Here is a 20,467-nt window from a genome sequence, read left to right as displayed (position 1 = left end):
TAACGGTAGAAGTTAGAGCGCACCCGGTAAAAGCAAACTCGCGTGAGCAGGCAAAAACCACGCAAGATCGGGATTGAACCTTGCGATGGCGTGCTAACTCTTGGGGACATGATGCACAGCGACACACCATTAGCACCGCCCGTTGCCCCGCAAGCCATGCGGCAGGCGTGGGTTGTGGTTGGCGCAAGCTTGCCGCTTGCCGGTGTCGGCGCCTTCGGGCTTGCCAGCCATGCCGGTGCAGAACACGCCATGGCGGCGGCGTTGCTGGCGGGCTTTATGATGGTGCTTGCGGGCGGGTTGGCGCTGCACGGCTTGCGGCGGCTGTCCTACCCGCATTCTCGCCTGGGTTTGTGCAATATCGTCACGCTGCTGCGCGGCGCGGCGATTGCGGCGCTGGCCGGGTTGCTGATTGTCCCCGAAACGCTGACCGTGCTGGGATACCTGCTGGCCGGACTGGCGGCCTGTGTCCTTGCACTTGACGGGGTCGACGGATGGGCCGCGCGCCGCGCCGGGCTTTCATCGCGCTTCGGGGCGCGGCTGGATGTGGAAACCGATGTGGCCTTTGCGCTTGTGATGGCGGCGCTGGCGGTTGCATTGGGCAAGGTCGGCCCGTGGTTTCTGGTGTTGGGCCTGATGCGCCCGGCATTCCTGTTGGCCGGGCATATCTGGCCGTGGATGCACGCCCCATTGGGCCCCTCGCAGCGCCGCCGCGTGGTGGCCGGGGTTCAGATGGGGGGGCAGGTCTGTCTGCTTATGCCAATGCTGGAAGGCGCTTTGGCGCAGGGCGTGGGCTTGACGATCTTGTGTGTCGTGCTGGCCTCGTTCCTGTATGACATCCGGGCACTTCGCGCGCAGGCGGATGCGCCGGGATGACACGCGTTGCCGCCCTGGCCATCCTGTTTTTGGTTCTGATCCAGCCCAACCATCCGCAAGCGATGACATGGGGCGCTTTGGCGGTTTTCCCTTTGGAATTACCGGTGATCGTGGCGGCGCTACTGGCCTTTGGTCCGGGTAGGGCAGGGATTGCGCTGCGCATCCTGTTGGTTGCCGCGATCTGGACAATCGCGGTGCTGAAACTGGCCGATTTTGCGACCTTTACGGCGTTCAACAGGGGCTTCAATCTGGTGGTCGATTACCACCTGCTGCCTGCCGCATGGATGTTGGCCCAAGGCAGCCTTGGGGGTTTTCTGTCATGGCTGGCTCTTGTGGCGATTGTGCTGGGCCTGGGCGCGCTGGGCTGGCTGTTGTGGTGGGCGACGGGTGTGCTGGCCCGCGTGCAAATGCCCAAGCCTGCGCGCGTGCTGGCCGGTGCCCTGGTGCCCGTGACCGCTATTGTTGCTGTCGCAGAGATCGGCGCCGCGCGCGGCGCATGGACCTTGCCCCAAGAGCTGCGCCCGCCGGGTGCCGCCTTTACCGCGCGGGTCGGTCTGGAACGTGTCGAGCACGCCATTGTCGCGCGGCGCGATCTTGCGCGTTTTGTGACCGCCTCGCAAAACGATCCGATGGTGCAGATTGAGCCAGGCCTAGAACGCCTTGGCACGCGCGACATGGTCCTGATTTTTGTCGAGAGTTACGGCCGTTCCAGCCATGAGAACCCGCTCTATGCCCCGACCCATCGCGCGACCCTGCGCCGCGCCGAAGCCAAGATCGGCCAAGCCGGGTTGGCCATCCGCTCTGGCTGGGCGCGCGCGCCCATGGTGGGCGGGCAAAGCTGGCTGACGCATGGGTCCGTCGCGTCGGGCCTGTGGCTGGACACGCAATCGCGCTACCGCGCGCTTTTGGCCAGCCCGCGCCGCACCTTGTTTCACTTTGCCGCGCAGGCCGGGCGCCGCACCGTGGCAATCATGCCGGCGCATGTGCTGCCGTGGCCGGAAGGACGCTATTTCGGGTTCGATGCGATCTATAACGCCGATGATCTGGGCTATCGGGGGCAACCGTTCAACTGGGTGACGATGCCGGATCAGTTTACACTGACCGCATTCGAGCGGCTGGAGCAATCACGCCCGGACCGTGCGCCGCTGGTCGCGCAGATCGCGCTTGTGTCGTCCCATGCGCCTTGGGTGCCGGTGCCGCAGCTTTTGCCGTGGGATGCACTTGGCGACGGGCGCATCTTTGACCCATGGGCCTTGTCGGGCGACCCGCCAGAGGTGGTCTGGCGCGATCATGACCGGGTGCGCGACCAGTTCCGGCAGGCCACCGACTACAGCCTTGAAACGGTTGGGGACTGGGCCGCGCGACAGGGTGATACAGCGCCCCTGATCGTGGTCATGGGCGATCATGAACCGGCGCGCTTTGTGTCCGGCGTGGACGGGTTTGACGTGCCCTTGCATGTCATTGGCCCGCCCGATTTGCTGGCACTGTTCGACGGGTTGGGCTGGGTCCAAGGCATGTTGCCCGATCCGGCCACGCCCAGCTTGGCAATGGACGCGCTGCGCGACCTGCTGCTGACTCGCCTGAGCACGGATGCAGCCCCATGAGAGCATGGCTCTGGCGTATGATTGCCACGCTCGCTGTGCTGACAGCGGTTATCTGGCTGGCTGGCCCAACGCTGTTGCTGGAACGGCTGGCCACCGCCCAGATCGGGTGGATCGCGCTGGCCGGGCTGCTGCTTGTCTTGCAGATATGGCTGTCGGCGCTGCGGTGGCAGGTGACGGCGCAGGCGCTGGGAACGCCCGTCCCGCTTGGTTGGGCCGTGGCCGAATACCACCTGTCGGTTTTGGGCAACACGCTGTTGCCGGGCGGCGTGCTGGGCGATCTTGGCCGTGCCGCGCGGGCGCGTGGGGCGATGGGCGGTTGGCGGCCTGCGGCAGCATCAGTGGTTCTGGAACGGCTGGCCGGGCAGATCGCCCTGCTGCTGGCCGGGCTTGCGGGGCTGTGCTGGTGGCTTGGCGTGCGTCATGGCATGCCCGTGGGCCTGGCCATCGGCTTTGGCAGCGCGGCATGTTCTGTCATGCTGGTGCGGTTCACGCCCCGGCGCTGGCGTGCGCTGGCCTATCGGGCATGGGGCGCGCAGATGACGGTGCAAGTCGGGCTAAGCGCGGCGGTGCTGGCCTGTAACCTGCTGGGCGTTTGGGCCGCGGCGCGGGCGGTCGGCGTGGTGCTTGACCCTGTGGATGCGCTTTTCGTCATTCCGCTGACCTTGCTGGCCATGCTGGTGCCCCTGACAGTCAATGGCTGGGGGGTGCGCGAAGGGCTGGCTGCCGGAGTGTGGCCGCTCGTCGGTGTAACCGCGACAGAAGCTGTGGCGGCAAGTGTCGCATTCGGTCTGTCCGCCATTGTCGCGGCCCTGAGCGGCCTTGTGCCTCTGGCGCTGCGCCTGATGGGCGCGCGGCGCGATCGGGTGCAGCCATGACCGCAGCCGCCTTTCCCAAGCACCCTGCGCTTGACACAGCCATTGCCGCCGCCCGCGAGGCCGGTGGAGTGTTGGTCAAACTGCGGCAGGGGCAAGAGAGGCTTGCACCACGTTCGAAGCGGGCCGGAGATTTCGTCTCCGAGGCCGACTTGCGCGCCGAGGCGCTGTTGCGTGCGCGTCTTTGCGGGCCGCAGGATCATTGGCTGGGTGAGGAAACCGGCACGCCGCCGCAGGACGCGTCCAATGTCTGGATCGTGGACCCGCTGGATGGCACGACCAATTATTTGCGCGGCATAGGGCATTGGGCGGTGTCGATCGCGCTGGAGGTGAAGGGCAGTCGAACGCTTGGGGTTATCTATGACCCGCTGCGCGACGAAATCTTTGCGGCGGTCAAAGGTCAGGGCGCGTGGCTGAATGGTGCACCGATGCGCGTGGCAGATACGGATAGCCTGAGCGCCGCGCTGTTTGGCACCGGCATTCCCTTTGGCAGCATGGATCATATCGACGACCACGCTGCCGATATCGCCCGACTTGCCCCGCATTGTGCCGGGGTAAGGCGTATGGGGGCTGCGGCGCTGGACCTTGCTTATGTGGCCTGCGGTCGGCTGGACGGGTTCTGGGAGCGCCGCTTGCAGCCTTGGGACATTGCCGCCGGGCTGGTCCTGCTGCGCGAGGCAGGGGCAGAGGTGAACGGGCTGACCCCCGGTTTGCCACCAGAAATCAGCGGCACGGTGCTAACGGCAACGCCCTCTGTTTTTGCGCAATTTGCGCAGGTGCTGCGCGCCGCCTAAGGAACTAGGCAGCGATCAGCCGCGCATAAATGTCGCCAGACCCGCTATCAGGCGCCTGCTGGCCCAGCCAGTTGCGCAGGCTTGCCATGTCGCGCCAGTCGGGCCAGTCGAACCCGGCATTCTCACCGCGCACGACGTTGAATTCGTAACTGCCAAGCTCTGCCAGGCGCGCCAACACTCCTGCGCTGGCTTGCGGCAGGCCCGGCAGGTATTCGAAGGACACCAGACTAACAGGGCGGCTCAGGCCCGCCAGCACTTCGGCCTCATAGCCTTCCACGTCGATCTTGATGTAGCGGGGAACGCCGTGCGCCGCGATCATGGCATCAAGTGTCGTTACCGTCACTTCGGCGCGGCTGTCCCAGCGCACATGTTCGAAACCGGGCATGGTGCGTGCTTCGTCCGGCAGGCTGTCGCGCAGCGATGACACTGTCGGATGACGCTGCGATACGGCCATCTGCGCGCGTGTCTCTGTTTTGCCAAGCGCGGCTGCGACCAAAATGATATCACGCGGCAAGGTCCACCGCAGGAAACTGGCGAAAACCGGTTGCGGTTCAAACGCGACCACCCGCGCCCCGCAATGCCGCAGCGCGCGCGCGCGTGTGCCCACATGCGCGCCTATGTCGAATGTCAGGTCGCCCGGCACGATCAATGTCTGATATAGCTGCCGGTTCCGCCGCATCAGCGCCGGGTTGTAATAGATCATCACCGACCGCAAAACGCCCAGAATACTGCCCAGCCGCAAAACGCGTTTCCTTCTGCAATATATGGGTTAACTAGGTCAGCCGCGCATATGTCCAGCCAACATACCGTTGTTTTTTGCGCGCCCTCTTGCCTTGGCAGGGCAGGGTCATGCGCTACCTTCTGCAACGAAACAAGAGATCGCCATGCCGCATAAGACGCAAGACACCGTGACCCCCCGCGCCCTCTGGATATGCGCGCCCGGAGAGGCACGCCTGTTGCCCGCAGATATCGGGTCGGGCGAACTTTTGCAGATGCGCTACAGCGCCATCAGCCGCGGAACGGAGCGGTTGGTGCTGTCGGGCAACGTGCCGACCCGTGAACAGGACAACATGCGTGCGCCCTTTCAGGAAGGCGCGTTCAGCTTTCCCGTGAAATACGGTTATTGTGCCGTTGCAGAGCGTGCAGAAGGGCCAAATGTCGGGGAAATGGTCTTTGCCCTTTACCCGCATCAGGACATGTTTCGCTTGCCCCCCGACACCCCCATTCCGCTGCCGCCGGGTGTGCCGCCCGCGCGCGCGGTTCTGGCCGCCAATATGGAAACCGCGCTGAACGTGGTCTGGGACAGTGCCGTTTCCGCAGGCGACCGCGTGGCGGTTGTCGGCGCGGGGGTTGTCGGGGCATTGGTCGGATATCTGGCCGCTGCAATGCCGGGAACAGAGGTCACGCTCTGCGATCTGGACCCGGCGCGCGGTGCTTTGGCCGCGCGTCTGGGATGCGATTTTGCGGCCCCCGACGGGCTCTCCGGCGACTATGACGTTATTGTGAATGCTTCGGCATCCGCTGCCGGTCTGGCGCTTGCGCTGGAGCATGCCGGGCCGGGCGCCACCGTGGTAGAGGCCAGCTGGCACGGCACCACGCCCGTTGCCTTGCCTTTGGGCGGGCGGTTCCACAGCCAGCGTTTGCGGCTGATAAGTTCGCAGGTTGGCGCCTTGCCGCCAGAGCGTCTGCCGCGCTGGGATTATCGCCGCCGTCTGGCCAAGGCGCTGGGTATGTTGACCGACCCACGCTTGGATGTGCTGATCTCTGGCGAAAGCGATTTCGCCGATATGCCGCGTGACTACGCGACCATTCTTGCGGACCCGGCCACGCTGTGCCACCGCATCCGTTACACCTGACCCTTTGAAAGGACATATCATGTTCGCTGTCGAAGTTCGCGATCACATCATGGTCGCCCATTCGCTGCCATCACCGGTTTTCGGACCGGCGCAGGGTATGCACGGGGCCACCTTTACCGTCGATGCCGCCTTTTACACCGAGGATATCGACGCGCATGGCTTGGTCGTGGATATCGGCCTTGCGACAGAGGCCCTGGCCGATACGCTGGCCCCGCTGCGCTACAAGAACCTAGACGAGGTGCCTGAATTTGAAGGCAAATTCACCACCACCGAATTCCTGTGCAAGCATATCTTCGATACCATGAAAGCGCGGATTGCGGCGGGTGATCTGAAAGACGATGGCCGGGTGAAAAAGCTGCGCATTCTGCTGCATGAAAGCCACATGGCCCGCGCTTGGTATGAAGGGCAGGTGTAGCCAATGGGATTTGCGCCCGATTGGTTGAGCCTGCGCGCGCCTGCCGACCGCGCTGCGCGCGACGCGCGCTTGCTGGCAATGGCCGGGGCACGTGCAGGGGAACGGATCGTCGATCTGGGCGCAGGCACCGGCGCGACCGTGCGGGCAATGTCTGACGTGGTGCCGACAGGCATGCGCTGGACATTGGTCGACAATGACCCCGGCTTGCTGGCGCTGGCCCCGCGCCTTGGGGGGCGGGTGACAGGGGTTCAGGCTGACCTGACCGAACTGGATGCGCTGCCGCTTGACGGCGCGACGCTTGTCACCGCCTCGGCGCTGCTGGACCTTGTGTCAGAGGCATGGCTTGAAGGGTTGGTGGCGCGGCTGGTCCGGGCCGGGCTACCGTTTTACGCTGCGCTCAGCTATGATGGGGAAATGTCGTGGACCCCAGAACATGACGAAGATGCGGCCGTGACACGCGCGTTCAATGCCGATCAGCGCAGCGACAAAGGGTTCGGTCCCGCGCTGGGGGCAGAAAGTGCCACGCGGGCTGCCACGCTGTTCAGGAACGCCGGCTACACGGTTGAACTGGCCGATAGTCCGTGGCGTCTTGGGCCGACCGATCAGACCCTTCAGGCGGAATTGCTGGATGGTATTGCCACGGCTGCCGCGCGCGCCGGGCACAACGGAACAGAGCTTTGGCTGGCCACGCGGCGTGCGGCGCTGGATCATGCTGAAGTGCGGATCGGGCACAAGGATTTGCTGGCTGTGCCACCGGAAAGGAGAGCGCATGGATAAGGCCGATGTCACGCCGCGAGTCTGGCAGCGTATTCTCGACATTCGCGCGGGGCAGGGCTGCCCCTGTTGCGGTGACTGGACAGCGGGCGAGCGGTCGGCGCTGAACATCTACGCCCCGTTGGCGCGGCGCGATATGGGGCCGATGGCGATCGGGCAGATCGGCCAATCGCTGGATGGGCGTGTGGCCACCGCGTCCGGCGACGCGCGCGATATTTCCGGGCCGGATGGGTTGCGCCATTTGCATCGGCTGCGCGCAATTGCAGATGCCGTGGTCATTGGAGTGCGCACAGCGCTTCATGATACCCCCCGCCTGACCGTGCGGTTGTGTGCGGGTCAGAACCCGGCGCGGGTTATCATTGACCCGCGTGGTCGCCTGACCGACGATGCTCCGGCGCTGCGCGATGATGGCACCCGCAGGATTGTGGTGCAAACCGTGGCGCGCGACCGCCCCGCTGGCGTAGAAGTGGTGCGCCTGCCCAGCCTGACAGATGGCACGCTTGCGCCGCGCCAGATTCTTGCTGGCCTGCACGAGCTTGGCCTGCACAATATTCTGGTCGAGGGTGGGGGGATTACGGTGTCGCGCTTTTTTGAGGCGGGGCTGCTGTCGCACCTGCATGTCGCGGTGGCCCCGTTGCTGATCGGTGGTGGACCGCAAGGGTTTAACCGGATCACGCAGATCGGCAGCCTTGCCGATGCGCCCCGCCCTGAAACGCAGGTCTGCGACATTGGGTCGGATATTCTGTTCAACTGCACGCTGACCGAAGCCGCCCGTCACCGTTCTGAGAACTGGCATTCCACCGCTGGCGCTGAGTGGGCATTCAGGCAGTCCTAGAACATGTCGCTTGGCCGTGGGCGCCGTTTGCGAGCGTTATGACTTACAAAAAACAGTAAATGTGGGGCTGGCGACTGCGAATGCCCGCAACGCACAGAACATCCCTTCGACTACAAAAAAGCCCGCGTGGCCCCGGAAACGGGCGCACGCGGGCAATTTTCTTGGGTCAGACCTCTGGCGCTTAAGCGCTGGCGCGTGATTGGCGTTTGCGCTCATGCGGGTCAAGGAAACGCTTGCGCAGGCGGATTGCGTTGGGCGTCACTTCGACCAGCTCATCGTCGTCGATATAGGCAATCGCCTGTTCCAGCGACATGATGGTCGGCGGGGTCAGCTTGACCGCGTCATCGGTGCCAGAGGCCCGCACGTTGGTCAGCTTCTTGCCCTTCAGCGGGTTTACTTCCAGATCGTTGTCGCGGCTATGTTCGCCAATGACCATGCCCTGATAGACCGGGTCTTGCGGGTTGATGAACATCTTGCCGCGATCTTCCAGATTCCACAGCGCAAAAGCAACGGCGGTGCCATCTTCCATCGAAATCAGCACACCCTGACGGCGGCCCGGAATCGGACCCTTGTAGGGGGCCCATTCGTGGAACACACGGTTCAGAACCCCGGTGCCGCGCGTATCGGTCAGGAACTCGCCGTGGTAGCCGATCAGCCCGCGTGACGGCACATGCGCGATGATCCGCGTTTTGCCAGCGCCAGCAGGTTTCATTTCAGCCAGATCGCCGCGGCGTGTGCCGGTCAGTTTCTCGATCACGGTGCCGGTATATTCGTCATCCACATCGATGGTGACTTCCTCGACCGGTTCAAGGCGCTGCCCTCCCTCGTCGCGCATCAGAACGCGCGGGCGCGAGATGGACAGCTCGAACCCCTCGCGGCGCATGTTCTCGATCAGCACGCCCATCTGCAATTCGCCACGGCCCGCCACGTCGAAGGCGTCGCCGCCCGGCGTGTCGCTGACTTTGATGGCCACGTTGACTTCGGCTTCGCGCATCAGGCGTTCGCGGATCACGCGCGATTGCACCTTGGACCCGTCACGACCCGCCAGCGGCGAATCATTGATCCCGAACGTGACAGAGATGGTCGGCGGGTCGATGGGTTGTGCCGGAAGCGCGGTATCCACGTCCAGCGCGCAGAGCGTATCGGCCACGGTGGCCTTGGTCATGCCCGCGATGGTGACGATATCGCCCGCTTCAGCGGCGTCAATCGGCTGCTGGCCAAGCCCGCGAAACGCCAGAACCTTGGTGCAGCGGAACTGCTCGATCTTGGTGCCGTCGCGCGACAGCGCCTTGATCGTCTCTCCCGGTTTCAGCGTGCCTGCTTCGACGCGCCCGGTCAGGATCCGGCCCAGATAGGGGTCGGCCGACAGTGTGGTCGCCAGCATCCGGAATGATGCAGCACGATCTTCGACCTGCTTGGGTGCGGGCACATGCTTGACGACCAGATCGAACAAAGCCGACATATCTTTGCGCGGCCCGTCCAGTTCTGCATCGGCCCAACCATTGATACCAGATGCGTAAAGCACAGGGAAATCAAGCTGTTCGTCACTCGCGCCCAGATTGGCGAACAGGTCGAACACAAGGTCCAGTGCGTTGTCGGCATCGGCGGCGGGCTTATCGACCTTGTTGAGCAGCACGATGGGGCGCAGCCCCAGCGCCAGCGCTTTCGAGGTCACGAATTTGGTTTGCGGCATCGGACCTTCGGCGGCATCCACCAACAGCACCACGCCATCGACCATCGACAGGATGCGCTCGACCTCGCCGCCGAAATCGGCGTGGCCGGGCGTGTCCACGATGTTGATGCGCATGTCCTTCCACTCGACCGAGGTGGCTTTCGCAAGGATGGTGATCCCGCGTTCGCGTTCCAGATCGTTGCTGTCCATCGCGCGTTCCGTCGTGGCCTGATTGTCACGATAGGTGCCCGATTGCTTCAGAAGTTCGTCCACCAACGTCGTCTTGCCGTGGTCAACATGTGCGATAATCGCAATATTGCGAAGGTCCATAACAGAAGTGCCTTTTTGTGCTGCGCCGCCGCATTAGCCGATTGAAGGGCGTCTGGCCAGCCCTGTAATGTCGTATCAGGTCGCGATGTAGCGATCGCGCCGATGATTGACCCCGATAATCACGTTCAGAATGGCCGCGCCCAGCAACGACCAGAGCACCAGATCGGGGGCCATGACCAGAAGTGCGGCACCAAACAGAGCCAGATCAAAGCCCAGTTGCACCCAGCCTGCGCGCCAGCCCATCCGCTCTTGCAGGTAATAGGCCAGGATACCCACGCCACCCAAGCTGGCGCGGTGGCGGAAAATCGCCAGCAGCCCGGCACCCGCGATCATACCGAAGAGAACCGCCGCAACAGCCGGGTGCGCGGCTTGCGTGTTCACCAACCGGTCGGCGAGTTCCGCAAAGGCAGAGACAAGTGCAACGGCGATAAAGGTCTTGAGCGTGAAATCGCGTCCCAAATGGCGATGGGCCAGCCAGTAGAAGGGCAGGTTGATGACAAAGAACAACACCCCGAAGCCAAAGCCGGTGACATAGGATAACAGCACAGCCAGCCCTGCGGTCTGCCCGGTCACAAGCCCTGCGCTGGTCAGCATCGACAGGCCAAAGCCGCATAGGCCGGTTCCGACCAGCAAGCCTTGCGCGTCTTCAAACAGCGTATGGGTGGGGCGATCATGCACGGGTCAGACCTTGGCGCTGAACAGATTGATGACCAAGATACCCGACAGGATCAGCGCCATGCCCAGCAGCGCGGCCCAATCCAGCTTCTGGCCGAACAACACCCAGCCAATCGCCGCGATCAGGCAAATTCCAAGCCCCGCCCAGATGGCATAGGCTACGCCCACCGGGATGATGCGCAACGCCAGCGACAGCAGCCAAAAGGACAGCGCATAGGCGGCAAAGGCCGCGATGCCGGGGGCCGCGCGCGTCATCCCGTCGCTGGCCTTGAGAAGCGTGGTGCCCAAGGTCTCGAAGAAGATGGCAATGCCCAGGAACACCCAGTGCATGCGCGCCTACCGGGTGCCTTCGGTCAGGCGACGCGTGACATAATCCGTCACCGTCGTGAGCATGGGCTGCATATGCTGGTCTTCATTCTGGAAGAAATGATCCGCGCCCTCGACTTCTTCATGCGTGATGGTGATGCCGCGCTGCTCTTTGAGCTTGCCCACCAGCGTCCGCGTATCGCGCGGAGGTGCCACACGGTCGGCGGTGCCATTGATAATAAGACCCGATGCAGGGCAGGGCGCAAGGAAGCTGAAATCATAAAGGTTGGCCGGCGGCGCGACCGACACAAAACCGGTGATGTCGGGGCGACGCATCAGCAACTGCATCCCGATCCACGCGCCAAAGCTGAACCCTGCAACCCAGCAATGCCGGGCGTTCTGGCTTTGTGCCTGCACATAGTCGAGTGCGGCAGCCGCATCGGACAATTCGCCCACGCCCTGATCGTATTCGCCCTGGCTGCGGCCAACACCCCGGAAATTGAAGCGCAACACCGAAAAGCCCATTTTGTAGAACGCGTAATGCAGGTTGTAGACCACCTTGTTGTTCATGGTGCCGCCGAACTGCGGGTGCGGATGGAGCACGATGGCAATAGGTGCATCGACCTTGCGTTGCGGATGGAAGCGGCCTTCCAGGCGGCCTTCGGGGCCGGCGAAGATGATCTCTGGCATGGGGAAGCCTTATGCGAGGATAACGGGATTTTGCAGGACAGGGCCGGTCAGGGCCGGGTCAAAAACGGCACCGGGACAGCGGATGAACCATGCAGGGGTATTCTTGACTTTCATATTCAGGTATTTTAGAGCCATTCTAAACTGACGCTGGCCGTATTTTGGCCTGACAGGCAGGACTGCGGCAGCTTGCAGCTTTAGGGCGGGGGGTGTCAAAGGTCAACCGGATTGGCATTCGCGCAGGGTTTTCGGCGCGTCACGGAGATATTTGCGATGAAACTCTCGACAAAAGGCCGTTATGCAATGATCGCGCTGGTCGACCTTGCACTGGCCCCCGAAGGACGGCTTGTGTCGCTGGGTGAGATTGCAGAGCGGCAAAACGTGTCTCTGGCCTATCTGGAACAGCTTTTTGTGAAATTGCGGCGCGCGGGGCTTGTGGCCTCTGTCCGCGGTCCGGGCGGCGGGTATCGTCTTGCGCGTGGGGCAGATTCGATCCGCGTATCCGATATTCTGGAAGCCGTAGAGGAAACCGTGAGTGCGATGGACAAGGGCGCGGGTGCAAGGGGCGCCGTGACCGGTTCGCGCGCGCAATCGCTGACCAACCGGCTTTGGGAGGGGTTGTCGGCGCATGTCTATGTGTTCCTGCATCAGGCGCGGCTGTCGGATGTGGCAGGCAACGCGATGACGCCATGCCCGGCGGTGCCCAACCTGTTCCAGGTGGTGGACGAATAGGGGGCGCTGCCCCCGCCGCGCTGACGCGCGACTCCCCCGGGATATTTGGGCAAGGATGAATGGAGACGAGGGTTTGAGAGAACGCGTCTATCTGGATTGGAATGCGACGACTCCCTTACGCGCCGAGGCGCGGGCGGCGATGGCCGCGGCGATGGATGTGGTTGGCAACCCGTCTTCGGTGCATGCCGAGGGGCGCGCGGCGCGGGCGCTGGTGGAGCGGGCGCGCGCGCAACTGGCCGCGGCTTTGGGGGCCGAAGGCGCAGATATTGTCTTTACCTCTGGGGCGACCGAAGCGGCCGCGCTGGCATTGGCAGGGCGCGGGTTGTCGGGTGCGCTGGTGGAGCATGACGCCGTGCGTGCCTGGACTGACGGGGCGTTGGCGGTGGACGGCGCGGGCCGCGTGATGGTCCCGGACCCGGGCCAGAGCACGCTGCAACTGGCCAATTCCGAAACCGGCATTGTGCAGGATTTGCCAGAGGGGCTGGCGGTCAGCGATCTGACGCAGGGTTTCGGCAAGATCCCCTTCGCGTTTAACTGGTTGGGGGTCGAGATGGGGTTTGTGTCTGCCCATAAGCTGGGCGGGCCGAAGGGCATCGGGGCGCTGATCCTGCGGCGCGGCACCGAGCTTGCCGCTCAAATTCGGGGTGGCGGGCAGGAAATGGGTCGCCGTGCCGGCACCGAAAACCTGATCGGGATTGCCGGATTCGGTGCTGCGGCAGAGGCCGCGCAGCGCGATTTGACCGCTGGTGTCTGGGAGCAGGTTTCTGAAATTAGAAATATTCTAGAAAAAACTCTGGACGCTGCCGCTGATATGACTATTTCTGTCGGGAAAGGTGTTGCGCGCCTGCCCAACACGCTGTGCTTGGCAACGCCGGGCTGGAAGGGCGAGACGCAGGTCATGCAGATGGACCTTGCAGGCTTTGCGATTTCGGCCGGCTCGGCCTGCTCGTCGGGCAAGGCCAAGCGGTCGGACGTATTGGGCGCGATGGGGTTCGACATCGCCACGGCACAGGGCGCGATCCGCGTCTCGCTTGGGCCGGGTGTAACAGAAGACCATGTGCTGCGTTTTGCCGAGGCGTGGCTGAAAGATTATCGGCGGTTCAAGGCGCGCGCGGCCTGACAGCGCGAAAGGAAAAGGGGAAAGACATGGCTGCATTGGATACCGAAGTGCGTGATGGCGTGGACCGCGAGACGGTCGAGACTGTGCAATCCATGGCCGGCACCTATAAGCACGGCTGGAATACCGATATTGAGATGGAATTCGCGCCGAAGGGTCTGAATGAAGACATCGTGCGGCTGATTTCCGAGAAGAACGGTGAGCCCGAATGGCTGCTGGACTGGCGGCTGGAGGCGTATCGCCGCTGGCTGACCATGGAAAGCCCCGATTGGGCGATGCTGAATGTGCCGGGGATCGACTACCAGGAGCAGTATTATTACGCCAAGCCCAAGTCGATGATCGACAAGCCGAAATCCTTGGACGAGGTGGACCCCAAGCTGTTGGAAACCTACGCCAAGCTGGGTATCCCGCTGAAAGAACAGATGCTTCTGGCCGGCGTCGAAGGTGCGGATGAGCCGCGCAAGGTGGCCGTGGATGCGGTGTTTGATTCCGTCAGCGTCGGGACGACTTTCAAGAAGGAACTGGCGGCGGCGGGCGTGATCTTTTGCTCGATCTCGGAAGCGGTGCAGGACCATCCCGAACTGGTGAAGAAATATCTGGGAAGCGTTGTGCCGCAGAATGACAACTATTTCGCAGCACTCAATTCCGCCGTGTTCAGCGATGGCAGCTTCGTCTACATCCCCGCAGGCGTGAAATGCCCGATGGAGCTTTCGACCTATTTCCGCATCAATGCCGAAAACACCGGCCAGTTCGAGCGCACGTTGATCGTGGCCGAAAAGGGCAGCCATGTCAGCTATCTGGAAGGCTGCACCGCGCCCAAGCGTGACACCGCGCAGTTGCATGCGGCGGTGGTGGAAATTGTCGTGCTGGAAGATGCCGAGGTGAAATATTCCACCGTGCAGAACTGGTTCCCCGGTGATGAGGACGGCAAGGGCGGCATTTACAACTTCGTGACCAAGCGCGCCGATTGTCGCGAGGACCGCGCCAAGGTGATGTGGACACAGGTTGAAACCGGGTCCGCGATTACATGGAAATACCCGTCCTGCATTCTGCGCGGCGACGACACGCAGGGCGAGTTCTACTCCATCGCTATCGCCAACAATTGGCAGCAGGCCGACACGGGCACCAAGATGGTGCATCTGGGCAAGCGCACGAAGTCGCGCATTGTGTCCAAGGGCATTTCGGCAGGGCACGCACAGAACACCTATCGCGGGCTGGTGTCGATGCACCCCAAGGCGCGCGACAGCCGCAACTATACGCAATGCGACAGCTTGCTGATCGGCGATTTGTGCGGCGCGCATACGGTGCCGTATATCGAGGTGAAGAATGCCTCATCCCGCGTGGAGCATGAGGCGACCACGTCCAAGGTGGATGACGACCAACTTTTCTACTGCCGCCAGCGCGGTATGGACGAGGAAGAGGCGGTTGCGCTTGTGGTAAACGGGTTCTGCAAGGAAGTGCTGCAAGAACTGCCGATGGAATTCGCCATGGAAGCGCAGGCACTGGTGGCGATTTCGCTTGAGGGGTCGGTGGGGTAGTTATGCGAAATCTGACACGTGCTTTTCGAGCAGGCGTCCATGGTGAGTTAGGTTGTTATGTCTATCGCTTGGTTGATCCTGTTTCAGGTAATACATTTTATGTGGGCAGGGGTGTAGGCAACAGAATCTTCGAGCATTTGAGCGAGGCTGAAACCAGTACGGAATCCAGGAAAACAAACAAAATTCGTGCAATCTGGGCGAGTGGAAATGATGTTTCGTTGATAGTCCATAGGCATGGGCTGACTGAGGCTGAGGCATCATTGGTAGAGTCGTCGCTTATTGACTTCATCAATGATGACGCAAAAGTCGATGCAGAAGAAAAAACAAATAAGATCAAAGGATATAAAGCACGCGAACTCGGTAAAAAGTCTGTTGAAGCAATTAATCATCAGTATGCTGCTCTGGCTGCTGAACTGGATCGCCCGATAGCCTTGATTAAGATAAACCGGAAGTGGGTCGAGCATCATAAAAACGAAACTAATAATGGGAAACAGCCCAGCCTTGACCAAATGTACGAAATGGTTCGTGGTCATTGGGTCGTTAACCCAAAACGGCACACTCGGGTGAAATATATCGCCGCTGTAGCTTTTGGATTGATACGCGAAGTTTACAGGATCGAAAGCTGGAGTGAGCCTGACAAGAACAAGAGAGTGGCATTTACTGGCGCAGTTGCTGATGAATTGAGCCATTATAAAGGGACTCATGTAAATGACGTTTACCAACGGGGCGCCCAAGCGCCGGTGCGTTGGTATTATCCTAAAGCGTCTGTTTAGTCCCAAAACGCCGATATAAGAACGAGGAACAAACATGCTGAAGATCGAAAACCTGCACGCCGAACTTGAAGACGACTCAGAGGTGAAAATCCTCAAGGGTCTTTCGCTGACCATCAACCCCGGCGAGGTGCATGCCATCATGGGGCCGAACGGGTCGGGCAAATCCACCCTGTCTTATGTGCTGTCGGGCCGCGATGGGTATGAGGTGACCGAAGGCAGCGCGACGCTGGAAGGTGCGGACCTGCTGGACATGGACCCCGAAGAGCGCGCGGCGGCGGGCCTGTTTCTGGCATTCCAGTATCCGGTCGAAATTCCGGGCGTGGGCAATATGACCTTCCTGCGCACCGCGGTGAACGCACAGCGCAAGGCGCGTGGCGAAGAGGAATTGTCGGCAGGTGAGTTCCTGAAGATCATTCGCGCCAAGGCCAAGGACTTGCAGATTGACGCCGACATGCTGAAACGCCCGGTCAATGTGGGCTTTTCGGGCGGTGAGAAGAAGCGCAACGAGATCCTGCAAATGGCGATGCTGGAACCAAAGATGTGCATCTTGGACGAAACCGACTCTGGTCTGGACGTGGATGCGATGAAACTGGTGAGCGACGGTGTGAACGCGCTGCGCGATGCGGGCCGGTCTTTCTTGGTCATCACGCATTACCAACGCTTGCTGGACCATATCAAACCCGATGTCGTGCATATCATGTCCGAAGGCCGGATCATCAAGACGGGCGGCCCCGAACTGGCGCTGGAAGTCGAACATAACGGCTATGCCGACCTGCTGGCGGAGGCAAACGCATGATGCCCAAAGCGAAGCTGAAAGCGCAAAAACAGACGCGCGCGGCAGAGCTTGTCCAGCCACTGCCAGAGGGTGGGGCGTGGGTCACACGCGCGCGGGACGCCGCCTTGGCGCGCTGGTCCGATATGGGCGCGCCGTTGAAGCGCGATGAATACTGGAAATACACCGATCCGCGCGCCTTGATCGCAGAGGAGAGCCTGCAAGCGGACCTGCTGGATACCGGCAGCGAAGCCCCTGTGTTCGACGCGTTCGACCGGGTGAAGCTGGTCTTTGTCGATGGCGTGTTCGACGCAGCGGCCTCTGACGCGCTGGCGCTGGACGGGGTAGAGCTTGAACTGTTGGCTGACGCCACCAAGGCCGACCTGCACTGGGCGCGCGAGGTGTTCGGCACATTGGAAGCGCGGGCGCAAAGCCCGGTGGAGCGGCCACTTGCCAGCTTCAACACCGCTTATGCCACGCAAGGTGTGTTGATCCGGGTCACGGGCACGCCCGCCAAGCCCATCTCGCTGATCTACCGCCGCAGCGCCGAAGATGCGGATGCGATGTTGCACCATGTCATCCGGGTCGAAGCCGGGGCAGAGGTGACGCTGTTGGAAAACGGCCCGCTGGCCGCACGCTCTAATACGGTGATCGAAGCCGAGATCGGCGAGGGCGCGACGCTGCACCATATTCGCAGCCAGGGGCGCGATCACGCACGGTTGAGTGCGGCCCATATTTTCGTGCGGCTGAGCGCAGGCGCGCAGTTGAAAAGCTTTACACTGACGGTGAACGGTGCATTGACCCGTAACGAGGCGCAGGTTTGGCTGGACGGGGCCGATGGCTCGGCGCATCTGGCCGGGGCCAGCGTGGGCGATGGTGCCTTCCATGCGGATGACACGGTGTTTGTCGCGCATAACGCGCCGGGTTGCGAAAGCCGTCAGGTCTATAAGAAAGTGCTGCGCCACGGCGCGGTCGGGGTGTTCCAGGGGAAAATTCTGGTCGATCGGCTGGCCCAGAAAACCGATGGCTACCAGATCAGTCAGGCGCTTTTGCTGGACGAAGATGCGCAGTTTCTGGCCAAGCCGGAACTGGAAATCTATGCCGATGACGTGAAATGCAGTCACGGGTCAACCTCTGGCGAGATTGACTCGACGCAGCTTTACTATCTGCGCGCGCGGGGTATCCCGGACGCCGAAGCCAAGATGTTGCTGGTTCTGGCGTTTCTGGCGGAAGCATTGGACGAGATTGCAGATACCGAACTTGCAGGCGATCTTCGCGACCGTCTTGAAGCGTGGCTTCAGCGCCATAAGTGACACAGGGAAAGGGGGGCGCTGCCCCGCCCGGCCTATGGCCGGACTCCCCCGGAGTATTTTTGGCAAGATGAAGCAGGAGTGCGCGGCGCAATGTCCTTGACGCTGAACATATTGCGCAGCTACCGCGAGCCGGACCGGGTTGTCCGGGGGTTGGCGCAAGGCGACTTGCGCGAACCGCAAGTGATGTTTTTTGCGCTTTTGGCCTGCGCGCTGATTTTTGTGGCGCAATGGCCCGGACTGTCGCGGGCGGCAACCATTGACCCATCGGTCACGTTCGAGCAACGCATGGGCGGCGCAATGTTTGGGATCATGTTCCTGCTACCCTTGATCTTGTATGGCTGCGCGGCGCTGTTGAAACTGGGTTTGCGGGTGGCAGGCCATGTGGTGCCCGGCATCTTGACGCGGCTGGCGCTGTTCTGGTCGCTGTTGGTGGTCACGCCGCTGATGTTGTTTCAGGGCGGAGTGTCTGCATTTCTTGGGTCAGGACCGGTGTCGCAGGGCTTGGGGTTTGTGGTGTTGCTGGTGTTCCTTTACATATTGGTCAAAAGCGTATCTGCGGTGCGCGCGGTCGCGCAGGCGCCGGGCTAGGAGACGAGTATGGATTTGACACTTGCGACTGTCGCGGCTCTGCTGCGCTCCACACTAACTGCACCGCGCGAAACTGCGGCACGGTTGCTGGCGTTGGACCCGCCCGATGATGCGCGCTGGCTTGGCTTTGTCATTGTTGTGGTTCTGTCGGTGCTGGTGGGGCAGGCCTCTATTCTGGTGCTGGGCGAAAGTGCTTTCGGTGGCAGCCTGATCTTTATGGCTGTGTTCCAGACCATGGTCTTGTTGGGCTTGGTCGTGGCGGTGCAGGGCATAGGCCGGCTTGCCGGAGGCAGTGGCACCTTTCCTGACACGCTGCTGCTGCTGGCGTGGTTGCAATTCGTGATGATCGCGGTCCAGATCGTGCAGATTCTGGTTCTGCTTCTGGTTCCGCCGCTATTCGGTTTTGTCACCATGGCGTCGCTGGCGATTTTCATGTGGTTGCTGGTTAACTTTACCATGGCGCTGCACGGGTTTACGTCGGCGTTGAAGGTCACGGTGGGGATTGTGTTCGCGTTTTTTGGCCTGGCCGTGGTGTTGGCTATCGTGCTGGCTATCTTGGGCCTTGGCCCGCAAGGAGTGTGACAATGCTGGACGTAGGCAAGATACGCGCCGATTTCCCGATCCTGTCGCGCGAGGTGAACGGCAAGCCGTTGGTCTATCTGGACAATGGTGCGTCGGCACAGAAACCGCGTGCGGTAATTGACGCGGTCACGCGTGGCTATGCCGAAGAATACGCCAATGTGCACCGTGGGCTGCATTATCTGTCGAACCTTGCGACCGACAAATACGAGGGCGTGCGCGGCAAGCTGCAACGGTTCCTGAATGCGGCGCATGAGGATGAGATCCTTTATACCACCGGCACGACCATGGGGATTAACCTTGTGGCCTATGGCTGGGGCATGCCGCAGCTAGAGTCGGGCGATGAGATCGTGCTGTCGATCATGGAGCATCACGCCAATATCGTGCCGTGGCATTTCCTGCGCGAGCGGCAGGGCGTGGTCATCAAATGGGTCGACACCGAGGCCGATGGCAGCCTGGACCCGCAAGCGGTGATCGACGCAATCGGCCCGCGCACCAAACTGGTTGCGGTCACCCATATGTCGAACGTGTTGGGCACCGTGGTAGATGTGTCTGCTATCTGCACAGGCGCGCGCGCCAAGGGCGTGCCGGTGCTTGTGGATGGCTCACAAGCCGCCGTGCATATGCCGGTCGATGTTCAGGCGATAGGCTGCGATTTCTACGCTGTGACGGGGCATAAGCTGTATGGACCGTCGGCATCGGGGGCAATCTATATCAGCCGCGACCGACAGGCCGAGATGCGCCCCTTCATGGGCGGCGGTGACATGATCCGTGAGGTCACGCGCGAGGGCGTTGTCTATAACGACCCGCCCCACAAGTTCGAGGCCGGCACTCCTGGCATTGTCCAGCAGATCGGGCTGGGCGTGGCGATCGACTATATGATGGGCATCGGGCTGGATAATATTGCAGCGCATGAAGCCGCGTTGCGCGATTATGCGCAAACCCGGCTGGCGGGGCTGAACTGGATCAGTGTGCAGGGCCACGCGCCGGGCAAGGGCGCTATTTTCAGCTTTGTGCTGGACGGCGCGGCCCATGCGCATGACATCTCTACCGTGCTGGACCAGAAAGGCATCGCCGTGCGCGCCGGGCAACATTGCTGCGGCCCGTTGATGGAGCATCTGGACCTGACCGCGACCTGCCGCGCGTCCTTTGCCATGTACAACACCCACGAGGAAGTGGATGCGCTGATCGACGGGCTGGAACTGTGTCATGATCTTTTCGCGTGAAACCTTGTTGCATCGCGGAAGCGGCGCGCTTATACGACCAAATGCGGCACCCATAGCTCAGCTGGATAGAGCGCTGCCCTCCGAAGGCAGAGGTCAGAGGTTCGAATCCTCTTGGGTGCGCCATATTTTTCCTTAG

At 61.9% G+C, this 20,467-nt stretch carries 22 protein-coding genes and 1 tRNA gene; 18 read left to right on the top strand and 5 right to left on the bottom strand.

All coding sequences use genetic code 11. From position 1 onward, the window contains the following. Positions 1-42 precede the first annotated feature (42 nt). Genes M3N55_RS05775 through M3N55_RS05760 form a run of 4 tightly spaced genes read left to right on the top strand, consistent with a single transcriptional unit; the run spans position 43 to position 4,143 of the window. Positions 43-873, top strand: a complete 831-nt coding sequence (locus M3N55_RS05775) for a CDP-alcohol phosphatidyltransferase family protein (protein WP_249057299.1) — start codon at positions 43-45, stop codon at positions 871-873. Next, complete coding sequence (locus M3N55_RS05770) at positions 870-2,477, top strand: sulfatase-like hydrolase/transferase (RefSeq protein WP_249057297.1); 1,608 nt, start codon at positions 870-872, stop codon at positions 2,475-2,477. Before M3N55_RS05775 ends, M3N55_RS05770 begins: the two co-directional genes overlap by 4 nt. Then, complete coding sequence (locus tag M3N55_RS05765; RefSeq protein WP_249057296.1) at positions 2,474-3,352, top strand: lysylphosphatidylglycerol synthase transmembrane domain-containing protein; 879 nt, start codon at positions 2,474-2,476, stop codon at positions 3,350-3,352. Before M3N55_RS05770 ends, M3N55_RS05765 begins: the two co-directional genes overlap by 4 nt. Further along, on the top strand, positions 3,349-4,143 hold the full coding sequence (locus M3N55_RS05760) for an inositol monophosphatase family protein (RefSeq protein ID WP_249057294.1): 795 nt from the start codon (positions 3,349-3,351) through the stop codon (positions 4,141-4,143). The genes M3N55_RS05765 and M3N55_RS05760 overlap by 4 nt, the downstream gene beginning before the upstream one ends. A gap of 4 nt (positions 4,144-4,147) precedes the next feature. Here the strand turns inward: M3N55_RS05760 and M3N55_RS05755 are convergent, their stop codons facing one another. Beyond that, entirely contained in the window at positions 4,148-4,885 is a 738-nt protein-coding gene (locus M3N55_RS05755) for an FkbM family methyltransferase (RefSeq protein WP_249057292.1), read from the bottom strand. A 142-nt stretch (positions 4,886-5,027) separates the two neighbouring features. On the opposite strand from M3N55_RS05755, the gene M3N55_RS05750 reads away from it, so the two are divergent. The 4 genes from M3N55_RS05750 to M3N55_RS05735 are packed head-to-tail and all read left to right on the top strand — an operon-like array spanning position 5,028 to position 8,023. Further along, positions 5,028-5,999: a zinc-dependent alcohol dehydrogenase gene (locus tag M3N55_RS05750; protein WP_249057291.1), complete on the top strand. Its 972-nt coding sequence runs from the start codon at positions 5,028-5,030 to the stop codon at positions 5,997-5,999. A gap of 19 nt (positions 6,000-6,018) precedes the next feature. Further along, entirely contained in the window at positions 6,019-6,414 is a 396-nt protein-coding gene (locus tag M3N55_RS05745; RefSeq protein ID WP_249057289.1) for a 6-pyruvoyl trahydropterin synthase family protein, read from the top strand. Between the two features lie 3 nt (positions 6,415-6,417). Beyond that, positions 6,418-7,191: a class I SAM-dependent methyltransferase gene (locus M3N55_RS05740; RefSeq protein WP_249057287.1), complete on the top strand. Its 774-nt coding sequence runs from the start codon at positions 6,418-6,420 to the stop codon at positions 7,189-7,191. Then, positions 7,184-8,023, top strand: coding sequence for a RibD family protein (locus M3N55_RS05735; RefSeq protein ID WP_249057285.1), 840 nt, complete (start codon positions 7,184-7,186; stop codon positions 8,021-8,023). The genes M3N55_RS05740 and M3N55_RS05735 overlap by 8 nt, the downstream gene beginning before the upstream one ends. 181 nt (positions 8,024-8,204) lie before the next feature. Here M3N55_RS05735 and typA read toward each other — a convergent pair whose 3' ends face one another. From typA to M3N55_RS05715, 4 genes are all read right to left on the bottom strand, one after another. Then, complete coding sequence (gene typA / locus M3N55_RS05730; RefSeq protein ID WP_249057283.1) at positions 8,205-10,025, bottom strand: translational GTPase TypA; 1,821 nt, start codon at positions 10,023-10,025, stop codon at positions 8,205-8,207. 75 nt (positions 10,026-10,100) lie between these two features. Beyond that, positions 10,101-10,703 (bottom strand): YitT family protein, encoded by a 603-nt coding sequence (locus tag M3N55_RS05725; RefSeq protein ID WP_249057281.1) that lies wholly within the window; start codon positions 10,701-10,703, stop codon positions 10,101-10,103. 3 nt (positions 10,704-10,706) lie between these two features. Then, positions 10,707-11,030, bottom strand: coding sequence for a DMT family transporter (locus tag M3N55_RS05720; protein WP_249057280.1), 324 nt, complete (start codon positions 11,028-11,030; stop codon positions 10,707-10,709). A gap of 6 nt (positions 11,031-11,036) precedes the next feature. Then, positions 11,037-11,696: an alpha/beta hydrolase gene (locus tag M3N55_RS05715; RefSeq protein WP_249057278.1), complete on the bottom strand. Its 660-nt coding sequence runs from the start codon at positions 11,694-11,696 to the stop codon at positions 11,037-11,039. A gap of 270 nt (positions 11,697-11,966) precedes the next feature. On the opposite strand from M3N55_RS05715, the gene iscR reads away from it, so the two are divergent. The 10 genes from iscR to M3N55_RS05665 all read left to right on the top strand — a co-directional run bounded on the left by iscR (position 11,967) and on the right by M3N55_RS05665 (position 20,454). Then, positions 11,967-12,425, top strand: a complete 459-nt coding sequence (gene iscR / locus M3N55_RS05710) for a Fe-S cluster assembly transcriptional regulator IscR (RefSeq protein WP_249057277.1) — start codon at positions 11,967-11,969, stop codon at positions 12,423-12,425. A 73-nt stretch (positions 12,426-12,498) separates the two neighbouring features. Next, positions 12,499-13,545, top strand: a complete 1,047-nt coding sequence (locus M3N55_RS05705; RefSeq protein WP_249057276.1) for a cysteine desulfurase family protein — start codon at positions 12,499-12,501, stop codon at positions 13,543-13,545. 26 nt (positions 13,546-13,571) lie between these two features. Next, positions 13,572-15,080, top strand: coding sequence for a Fe-S cluster assembly protein SufB (gene sufB / locus M3N55_RS05700; protein WP_249057273.1), 1,509 nt, complete (start codon positions 13,572-13,574; stop codon positions 15,078-15,080). A 2-nt stretch (positions 15,081-15,082) separates the two neighbouring features. Next, positions 15,083-15,853, top strand: a complete 771-nt coding sequence (locus tag M3N55_RS05695; RefSeq protein WP_249057272.1) for an LEM-3-like GIY-YIG domain-containing protein — start codon at positions 15,083-15,085, stop codon at positions 15,851-15,853. Positions 15,854-15,887: 34 nt separating this feature from the next. Continuing rightward, positions 15,888-16,649, top strand: a complete 762-nt coding sequence (gene sufC, locus M3N55_RS05690; RefSeq protein WP_249057270.1) for a Fe-S cluster assembly ATPase SufC — start codon at positions 15,888-15,890, stop codon at positions 16,647-16,649. Beyond that, entirely contained in the window at positions 16,649-17,938 is a 1,290-nt protein-coding gene (locus tag M3N55_RS05685) for a SufB/SufD family protein (protein WP_249057577.1), read from the top strand. Before sufC ends, M3N55_RS05685 begins: the two co-directional genes overlap by 1 nt. 90 nt (positions 17,939-18,028) lie before the next feature. Next, the gene (locus tag M3N55_RS05680) at positions 18,029-18,526 is read left to right on the top strand and encodes a YIP1 family protein (protein WP_249057268.1); all 498 of its coding nucleotides are present in this window, start codon (positions 18,029-18,031) and stop codon (positions 18,524-18,526) included. Between the two features lie 9 nt (positions 18,527-18,535). Continuing rightward, complete coding sequence (locus M3N55_RS05675) at positions 18,536-19,108, top strand: YIP1 family protein (protein ID WP_249057265.1); 573 nt, start codon at positions 18,536-18,538, stop codon at positions 19,106-19,108. Positions 19,109-19,110: 2 nt separating this feature from the next. Further along, positions 19,111-20,331 (top strand): cysteine desulfurase, encoded by a 1,221-nt coding sequence (locus M3N55_RS05670; RefSeq protein WP_249057263.1) that lies wholly within the window; start codon positions 19,111-19,113, stop codon positions 20,329-20,331. Positions 20,332-20,377: 46 nt separating this feature from the next. After that, positions 20,378-20,454: transfer RNA gene (locus M3N55_RS05665), tRNA-Arg, on the top strand. Positions 20,455-20,467 lie beyond the last annotated feature (13 nt).

The sequence above is a fragment of the Roseinatronobacter domitianus genome, assembly GCF_023336755.1.
GTDB classification, from domain to species: Bacteria; Pseudomonadota; Alphaproteobacteria; order Rhodobacterales; family Rhodobacteraceae; genus Roseinatronobacter; species Roseinatronobacter domitianus.
Note: the sequence above shows the minus strand (reverse complement) of the source record. Positions and strands in the feature narration are given on the sequence as shown.

What these genes read in the sequence shown, in the direction of transcription:
- M3N55_RS05770 (WP_249057297.1), top strand. Translation starts at nt 870, where the DNA reads ATGACACGCGTTGCCGCCCTGGCCATCCTGTTTTTGGTTCTGATCCAG.
- M3N55_RS05765 (WP_249057296.1), top strand. Translation starts at nt 2,474, where the DNA reads ATGAGAGCATGGCTCTGGCGTATGATTGCCACGCTCGCTGTGCTGACA.
- M3N55_RS05760 (WP_249057294.1), top strand. Translation starts at nt 3,349, where the DNA reads ATGACCGCAGCCGCCTTTCCCAAGCACCCTGCGCTTGACACAGCCATT.
- M3N55_RS05750 (WP_249057291.1), top strand. Translation starts at nt 5,028, where the DNA reads ATGCCGCATAAGACGCAAGACACCGTGACCCCCCGCGCCCTCTGGATA.
- M3N55_RS05745 (WP_249057289.1), top strand. Translation starts at nt 6,019, where the DNA reads ATGTTCGCTGTCGAAGTTCGCGATCACATCATGGTCGCCCATTCGCTG.
- M3N55_RS05740 (WP_249057287.1), top strand. Translation starts at nt 6,418, where the DNA reads ATGGGATTTGCGCCCGATTGGTTGAGCCTGCGCGCGCCTGCCGACCGC.
- M3N55_RS05735 (WP_249057285.1), top strand. Translation starts at nt 7,184, where the DNA reads ATGGATAAGGCCGATGTCACGCCGCGAGTCTGGCAGCGTATTCTCGAC.
- typA (WP_249057283.1), bottom strand. Translation starts at nt 10,025, where the DNA reads ATGGACCTTCGCAATATTGCGATTATCGCACATGTTGACCACGGCAAG.
- M3N55_RS05720 (WP_249057280.1), bottom strand. Translation starts at nt 11,030, where the DNA reads ATGCACTGGGTGTTCCTGGGCATTGCCATCTTCTTCGAGACCTTGGGC.
- M3N55_RS05715 (WP_249057278.1), bottom strand. Translation starts at nt 11,696, where the DNA reads ATGCCAGAGATCATCTTCGCCGGCCCCGAAGGCCGCCTGGAAGGCCGC.
- iscR (WP_249057277.1), top strand. Translation starts at nt 11,967, where the DNA reads ATGAAACTCTCGACAAAAGGCCGTTATGCAATGATCGCGCTGGTCGAC.
- sufB (WP_249057273.1), top strand. Translation starts at nt 13,572, where the DNA reads ATGGCTGCATTGGATACCGAAGTGCGTGATGGCGTGGACCGCGAGACG.
- M3N55_RS05695 (WP_249057272.1), top strand. Translation starts at nt 15,083, where the DNA reads ATGCGAAATCTGACACGTGCTTTTCGAGCAGGCGTCCATGGTGAGTTA.
- sufC (WP_249057270.1), top strand. Translation starts at nt 15,888, where the DNA reads ATGCTGAAGATCGAAAACCTGCACGCCGAACTTGAAGACGACTCAGAG.
- M3N55_RS05685 (WP_249057577.1), top strand. Translation starts at nt 16,649, where the DNA reads ATGCCCAAAGCGAAGCTGAAAGCGCAAAAACAGACGCGCGCGGCAGAG.
- M3N55_RS05680 (WP_249057268.1), top strand. Translation starts at nt 18,029, where the DNA reads ATGTCCTTGACGCTGAACATATTGCGCAGCTACCGCGAGCCGGACCGG.
- M3N55_RS05675 (WP_249057265.1), top strand. Translation starts at nt 18,536, where the DNA reads ATGGATTTGACACTTGCGACTGTCGCGGCTCTGCTGCGCTCCACACTA.
- M3N55_RS05670 (WP_249057263.1), top strand. Translation starts at nt 19,111, where the DNA reads ATGCTGGACGTAGGCAAGATACGCGCCGATTTCCCGATCCTGTCGCGC.